4 protein-coding genes are annotated in these 7,753 nt (G+C 70.3%); 3 read left to right on the top strand and 1 reads right to left on the bottom strand.

All coding sequences use genetic code 11. The annotated features are described in order from the left end of the window. The 3 genes from HY703_10720 to HY703_10710 form a co-directional block, all read left to right on the top strand. The coding region (locus HY703_10720; GenBank protein MBI4545659.1) for a TonB-dependent receptor plug domain-containing protein at positions 1-2,004 on the top strand (2,004 nt) is incomplete at its 5' end. A gap of 56 nt (positions 2,005-2,060) precedes the next feature. Then, positions 2,061-3,119 (top strand): hypothetical protein, encoded by a 1,059-nt coding sequence (locus HY703_10715; protein ID MBI4545658.1) that lies wholly within the window; start codon positions 2,061-2,063, stop codon positions 3,117-3,119. Positions 3,120-3,375: 256 nt separating this feature from the next. Next, complete coding sequence (locus HY703_10710; protein MBI4545657.1) at positions 3,376-5,769, top strand: PAS domain S-box protein; 2,394 nt, start codon at positions 3,376-3,378, stop codon at positions 5,767-5,769. Between the two features lie 186 nt (positions 5,770-5,955). Here the strand turns inward: HY703_10710 and HY703_10705 are convergent. Further along, positions 5,956-7,753, bottom strand: a 1,798-nt coding sequence (locus HY703_10705; GenBank protein MBI4545656.1) for a helicase, incomplete at its 5' end; no start/stop codon positions are given.

Raw genomic sequence — 7,753 nt, 5'->3', positions numbered from 1 at the left:
GTGCCGCTGCCGGGTCTCGAGGTCGAGGTCCAGCGCCGCCGCGCTCGCTTCGAGCAGGAGGCCGGCCGCACGATTCAGGAACTGGCCGCCGAAGAGCTGGCGCTGATCCCCGGGCTCGCGGAGTCCGACCCGGTCCGCGCTATCGAGGTCCTGCCCGGCGTGGTCTCGACCTCCGACTACTCTGCCGCCTTCAACGTGCGCGGCGGCTCGGCCGACCAGAACCTGATCCTGCTAGACGGCTTCCCGCTGTTCAACCCCTTCCACCTGGGCGGGCTGTTCAGCGTGTTCAACTCCGATCTCGTAGCCCGGGCCGAGCTCATGGCCGGCGGGTTCCCGGCCGAGCACGGCGGCCGCGTTTCCTCGGTACTGACCGTGGAAAGCGACGCCGGCCCGCCGGGCTTCCAGGCGCAGGCCGGCGTCTCGCTGCTGGCCACTCGCCTGGCGCTGGGCGCGGAGCTGCCCGCTGCACTGGCGCGGCCCCTGGGGCTCCAAACGGCCCGGCTGCGCGCCTCCGCCCGCCGCTCCTACTTCGATCAGCTCCTCAAGCCGGTGCTCGAGTTCCCTTACCACCTCACCGATCTGCAGGGGTATTTCGAGGGGTGGTCGCCTGGCGGCGCCCGCCTCACGGCCACCGCCTACACGGGCCAGGATGTGCTGGACCTGACGCGGGTGGAAGACTTCCCGCTGCGACTGTTCTGGGACTGGGGGAACGACCTCGCCGGGATCCGCTGGACCTCGGCGGCCGCGGCCGGCCGCGCGCTCGATGTGCGCGCGGGCTACAGCCGGTTCAGCACTTCACTGCGGTTCCCCGACTTCGAGGACACCCGCTTCCGCAGCCGCATGGAACAGGCGCTGCTGCGGGCTGACCTGGACCTGCCACTGAGCCGCACGGCCGCGCTGCGCGCGGGCGCCGAGCTGGACCGCTACCGTTATGCCAACCTCCTCGAGGGCGGCGGCTCGGTGTTCCGCCGCGAGGGCCAGGTTTCCCTGCTGGCCGGCGGCTACCTGCAGGCGCGGGCGCGCGCCGGGCGCTCCTGGATCTTCGAGCTGGGCGGGCGGGCGGACGCCTGGTTCACGGCGGGCGCCCCGACCCGCACTGCCCTCGCGCCCCGGCTGGCCGTCAAGCGCCTCCTGGGAGGCGACGTCGCGGTCAAGCTGGCCGCCGGCCGCTACACCCAGTTCCTCCACTCACTGCGCGACGAGGAGCTGCCCCTGGGCATCGACATCTGGGTGCTGGCCGGCGAGCGCGCGCCGCACGTCGTCTCGGATCAGGTCCAGGCAGGGCTCGAGCGCTTCTTCGGCAGCGGCTGGTCCGCCTCGATCGAGACCTACTACCGCTCCTTTGACGGCGTCACGACCAACAACTTCGCGGAGGATCCCAACGACCGGACGGATGACCTGCTCGCCGGCCGCGGCGCTTCTTACGGCGCCGACCTGCTGGTGCGCCGGGACAGTGGCACCGTGCGAGGCTGGCTGGCCGTCTCCTGGCTCCGTACCTGGCGCGAGTTCCCTGATTTCCTCTCCGGGCTCGACCCCGCGCCCGCCATCCGCTACCCGCCGGTGTTCGACCGCCGCCTGGACATTGACCTGGTGCTGCGCAGCCGCCTGCCCTGGCGGCTGGATGCCGGCCTGCGCTGGAACCTGGGCACGGGACTGCCCTACACCCGGGCGCTGGGCAGCTACACGTTCCTGGACTACTATCTGGTGAGGGGCGGCGCCTTCGCCACCTTCGAGAACCCGGCTACCGGGGAAATCGCGCGCGCTGTGGCACTCGGGGAGCGCAACGGCGCGCGCTACCCCGCCTACCATCGCCTCGACCTCACCCTGCGCCGCCGCTTCCTGCCCCGGTGGGGGACGCTAACGCCCTACCTCGAGCTGCTCAACGTCTACAACCGGAAGAACGTGCTCTTCTACTTCTACCAGTACGACCGCTCGCCGGCCACGCGCTCCGGCATCTCGATGTTCCCCCTCCTGCCCACGCTGGGCCTCGAGGTGGTCTTTTGAGCCGCGCCCCATCCGCTCAACCGCTGCCCGCCAGCGGTCACGGTGTTCACCTGCAGGTGGCTCGCGGCGTCTGCAGCCTCTGCGCACGCGGCCGCACCCGCCGCACGCCGCCCGGCGCGCCCGCAGTCGGCGCCGCGCTCTGGCTCGCCGCCGCCCTGGGTCTCGCCAGCTGCGAGCTCGAAGAGGTCACCACCGCCGATCCCGAGGACGTCATTGTCGCGGAAATCGTCCTGCGCGCGGGCCAGCCCCAGCAGCTCGCGTTCCTGCACGGCACGCTCAAGGCCGGAGCCCCAGCAACGGTGCGCGGAGCCCGGATCAGCGTGAGCGATGCCGCGGGGCGGCAGCTTGTTTTCCACGAGCTGGAAGACAAGCGCTGCACCCTGCAGCCCGATACCGCCGCGGGCGACGTTCAAGGCACCTGCTACGCCACGGATCTCGAACAAGCGGGCTTCGGTTCCGGCTTCGTCCGGCCTGGCGAGCGCTACACGCTGCGCATGGAAACCGCCGACGGCCGGCTGCTCACGGGAGCGACCGTGGTGCCCGGCACTTTTCAGCTCCGGCACCCCGAGCTCGATCCCGAAGCCACCACAGAGCACAGGTTGGCACCCGTAGCCTGCACCCTGCCGGCAGGCCAGCCCCTGTCGATCACCTGGACTGCGGCCGCCGGCGCCTGGGTCTACATCGCCGAGACCGACCTCCGCGGCCTGCGCCGCGCCCTCGCCCCCCGCGGCATCACCGTCGAGCAGGACCCCCTCCGCCTCTTCGGCCTGAACATCACCCGCGAGGACACCAGCATGGTCTTCCCCACCGACTTCGGCGTGTTCGAGCGCCTCGAGCTCGAGCGCGACCTGCTCCTCGCCATCCGCTACGGGCTGCCGCCCCACACGCTGGCCGATGTCGTCATCGCCGCCGCCGACCGCAACTACGTACACTGGCATCGCGGCGGCAACTTCAACCCCTCCGGCCTGGTCCGCATCCCCAGCATCCGCGGCGACGGCACCGGCGTCTTCGCCTCCGTTGTGCCCCACATCTTCCGCATCATCGTGCCCGACACGGCCGCCGACTCGAGCGGTAGCGAGTACCGTCCCTGCATCCGCGAGCCATCGTCGCCATAGCCTGGCACACCGCCTCAGGCAGCACACCGCCTCATTGGTTGTGACTCACTATCCTGAGCCCCACCCTTTGCCAGACCTGACCCGAATCGCTATCTTGGCGCCCTCTCCCCCTGACACAGTGCGGGATCGTGACGAGGCGAGTGAGTGTGTGGGGCGGGCGGATACGCCGCGGCGCCGACCCCAGGTTGGGGAACACGCGTCGCGGCTTCAACCGCTCCGCCTACCCACGCGGCTCGTCCAGCCCACCCTCATCGGCATGATTCCGACTTCATCACCGGATCCGCCGGACGCGCGTGCCGAGGTGCTGGCGCGCGAGCAGGCGGCGCGAGCCGAGGCCGAGGCGGCCCGGGAGCGGCTGACGAACATCCTGGAAAGCATCCGGGACGGGTTCGTGGCGCTGGACCGGGGCTGGCGCTTCACGTACGTGAATCGGAAGGCCGAGGAGCTGCTGGGCCGGCCGCGTGCGGAGCTGGTGGGGCGCGTGGTGTGGGAGGAGTTTCCGCAGTCCGTGGGATCGCGCTTCTACCAGGAGTACCATCGTGCGCTGGCGGAGCAGAGGCCGGTCGACTTCGAGGCCCCGTCCCTGCTGGTGGACCGGATCTTCGAAGTGCACGCCTACCCGGCGGGCGATGGGCTTTCCGTGTATTTCCGGGACATCACGGAACGGCGGCGCGCGGAGGAAGCGCTGCGCGAGAGCGAGGCGCGGCTGCGGCAGTCGGAGGCGGCGCTGCGCGAGAGCGCGGTGCGCTACCGCGGCCTTTTCGAGCAGTCCCGCGACGCCATCTACATCACGGCCCGTGACGGGCATTTCGTCGACGTGAACCAGGCGGCGCTCGATCTGTTCGGCTACACCCGCGAGGAGATCCTCCGCTTGAACGCGCGCGAGCTGTACGCCGACCCGGCCGATCGCCGCCGTTTCCAGCGGGCTATCGAGAAGAAGGGCGCGGTCCTGGACTTCGAGGTCCAGTTGCGGCGCAAGGACGGGGGGCTGATCCACTGCGAGCTGAGCTCCTCCGTCGAGCGGGCGGCGGACGGCAGCGTGGTCGGCTATCGGGGGATCATTCACGACATCACGCGGCGCAAGCGCATGCAGGAGGCGTTGCGTCAGAGCGAGGAGCATTTCCGCTCCCTGATCGAGCACGCGCTGGACATCATCACCATCCTCGACGCGGAGGGCACGATCCGTTACGAGAGTCCCTCGGTCCAGCGGGTGCTGGGCTACCGGCCGGACGAGATGCTGGGCCGCGACGTTTTCAGCTTCGTGCACCCCGAGGACGTGGCCGCCACCCGGGAAGCCTTTGCCCGCGTGCTCAGCGGCAGGTACGGCGGCGAGGCGCTCGAGCTGCGCTTCCGCCACAAGGACGAGTCGTGGCGTGTGATCGAGGCCACGGCCAACAACCTGCTGGCGCACCCCGCGGTCAGGGGCGTGGTCATCAATTCTTCCGACATCACGGAGCGCAAGCAGGCGGAGGAGGCGCTGCGCCAGCGCGAGGCACAACTGCGCCAGGCGCACAAGATGGAGGCGGTAGGCCGGCTGGCGGGCGGCGTAGCCCACGATTTCAACAATCTGCTCACAGCGATTCAGGGCCACGCGCAGTTGCTGATCGAGGACCTGGCTCCGGACAATCCCATGGCCGCGGACCTGCAGGAGATCAAGAATGCCGCAGACCGCGCCGCTTCGCTGACCCGGCAGCTCCTGGCCTTCAGCCGCAAGCAACTGCTCCAGCCCCGGCCTCTCGACCTGAACGCCACCGTCTCGGAGCTGGAGAAAATGCTCCGGCGCCTGATCGGCGAGGACATCCAGATGCAGGTGCGGCTCGCGCCGCAATTGGGCCGCGTCCGCGCGGATCTCGGGCAGGTCGAGCAGGTGATCGTGAACCTCGTGGTCAATGCGCGGGACGCCATGCCTGACGGCGGCAGGATCACGATCGAGACGGCCAATGCCGAGCTCGCCCGCGAGCAGGCGCACCGCCCCGAGATGCAGCCCGGCCGCTACGTGATGCTGGCCGTGACGGACACCGGCCACGGCATGGACAGGCACACGCAGTCCCAGATCTTCGAGCCGTTCTTCACCACCAAGGAGCACGGCCGCGGCTCGGGGCTCGGCCTGGCCACGGTCTACGGCATTGTGAAGCAGAGCGGCGGCTATATCTGGGTGTACAGCGAGGTGGACAGCGGCACCACCTTCAAGGTCTATCTGCCCCGGATCGACGAGCCGGCGGCGGTCATCGAGCGGGCGCCCAGGGCAGCGGCGCCGGGCGGGTCAGAGACCATTCTACTGGCGGAAGACGACGAGGCCGTGCGGCGCCTCGCTCGCCGCATCCTCGAGCGCCGCGGCTACGCCGTGCTCGAAGCGGCCAGCGGCCCCCAGGCGCTGCAGGTCGCCGAACAGCACACCGGCCGGATCTACCTCCTGATTACCGACGTGGTCATGCCGGAAATGAGCGGGCGCGAGCTGGCCAGGCGACTCGCGGCCCGGGATCCCGAGATCCGCGTCCTCTACATGTCCGGCTACACCGACGACGCCATTGTGCGGCACGGCGTGCTCGAGGCCGGCATCGCCTTCCTGCAGAAGCCGTTCACACCAGAGCTGCTGGCCCAGACCACGCGCCAGGTGCTGGACGCACCCGCCGTGCCGGCGGGCCAATAGCATATCCTTTCGCAATTACGAGAACGTATCAGTTCCCTGCGGAGCGCACCGGAGGAGGCAGAGATCGGACGGGTTTGGGGCACTCGCTGCCACTCTGTGTCCTCTGCGCACTCAGCGGTGAATACGTAATTGGGTTTGCGAAAACGGGGAACTAGCACGAGCTCCGACGAAACGGGCGCGGCGGGCTTAACCCGGGGCGTTTCCGTAGAACTGCCGCACCACTGCCCGGAGTTCCGACCACGGGCCGGTGTGCACGGGGGCGGGCGGCAGGGTTTCGAAGAAGTAGCGGCCGTACCCCTTCTCGACGACGCGGCGGTCGAGCAGCACGACCGCGCCGCGATCGCTTCCGGAGCGGATCAATCGCCCGAACCCCTGCTTCAGCCGCAGCGCCGCGTGGGGCAACACGTATTCGCGGAACGAGTCGCCACCCTCCTGCTCGATGGCCTCGATCCGCGCCGCGGTAACGGGCTCCGCCGGCACCTTGAACGGCAGCTTGGCGATCACCAGTCCGCGCAGCGGATGGCCCGGCACATCCACGCCTTCCCAGAAGGATGCGACGCCCAGCAGCACGCCGCGGCCGCAGCGCGTGAACGCCTCGATCAGTTGCGCGCGCGGCGCCTCCCCCTGCTCAAAGAGCGGCCAGCGTGCGTGCAGCCCACGCCGCCGCAGCTCGCCCGCCACCGCGCGCAGCGAGCGGTAGGACGTGAAGAGCCCGAAGATCCCGCCATCACTGGTATCCGCAACGTCCGCCACGATTTCCGCCGTGGCGTAGTCAAAAGCCCCCTCCTCGCCCACGGGCGCCGGCACGTCCGTGGGAATCGCGATCAGCGTCTGACGCTCGAACTCGAAGGGCGACGGGTAGACCGCTTCCCTCAGCCGCAACCCGCCGCGCGCCAGCCCCAGGCGGCTCTTCAGGAAGCCGAAGTCGCCGCGCGTGGCCAGCGTCGCGGACGTGAGCACCGCCGTGTCCACCTGCTCGAACAACGACTCGCGCAGCGGCTCCGAGATGTCGACGGGCGCCGTCCTCACGGCCACGTTCCCCTCGCCCCTCTCGCCACCCTCGCCCCCGTCGCCCCCCGCACCAGCCGCGCCCGCCTCCCGGCCGCCGCGCCGCTCCAGCCACCGCACCAGCGGAAACGCGTCCTGCGCGGGCGCAAAGGCGAGGCGCAGGGCATCGAGGGCGGCGCGGGTGCGGCCGGCCGCACCCTGCAGCTCGACCAGCTCTCCCTGCAGCGCATCGCTCCACGCGGTATCGAGCAGGATCGTCTCGCGCAGCCGCTCGAGCCCGCGCGCCAGCTCTTCCAGGGACAGGGCCAGCCCCTCGTAGATCAGGCTCAGCGACTCGGCCCACAAGGGCTGCGTCAGGAACTCGGCGTCCAGCCGCAGCACCCCTTCGGGCGCAGCCGCAACCAGGGTGTCCAGCCCGCGGAAGAAATCCGCCGCCCGCTGCCGCACTCGCTCGAGCGCCGGCCGCACCGTGCCACTGATCTCGCGCAGCGCGTCCTGCTGCAGCAGGTCATCCCGCCCCGCCTTCAGCCGCTCTTCGATGATCCGGAGCAGTCCCCGGCCGCGCCGCTCGAGTCGGCCCAGCAGGCGGAACAGCCCGCGTCGTGAGACCGCGGCCCCCAGGTGCGAGGTCGCGGACTCCTCCAGGTTGTGCGCCTCGTCCAGGATCACGCGCCGGTACGGCGGCAGCACTGCCGGCGCCGTGTAGTTGCCCTGCGCCCGCCGCACGGCCAGGTCGCTGAACAGCAGGTGATGGTTCACCACCAGCACGTCGGCCGACGCAGCATCGCGCCGCGCTCGCTGGTAAAAGCACTGCTCGAAATGCGGACAGCGCGCCCGCAGACACACGTCCGTCTCGCTCGCCACCTCGTCCCACACCGCGGGCGTGGGCGTGAAGGGCAGATCCTGGAGCGACCCCTCGCGCGTCGTGCGCAGCCACTCCAGGATCGCGCCCAGCTCTGACCTCTGCCCGCCGTCG

The sequence above is a fragment of the Gemmatimonadota bacterium genome (assembly GCA_016209965.1).
Classification (GTDB): Bacteria; Gemmatimonadota; Gemmatimonadetes; order Longimicrobiales; family RSA9; genus JACQVE01.
Note: the sequence above shows the minus strand (reverse complement) of the source record. Positions and strands in the feature narration are given on the sequence as shown.

Excerpts from the sequence above, each read along its gene's own strand:
- HY703_10710 (MBI4545657.1), top strand. The coding sequence starts at position 3,376 with ATGATTCCGACTTCATCACCGGATCCGCCGGACGCGCGTGCCGAGGTG.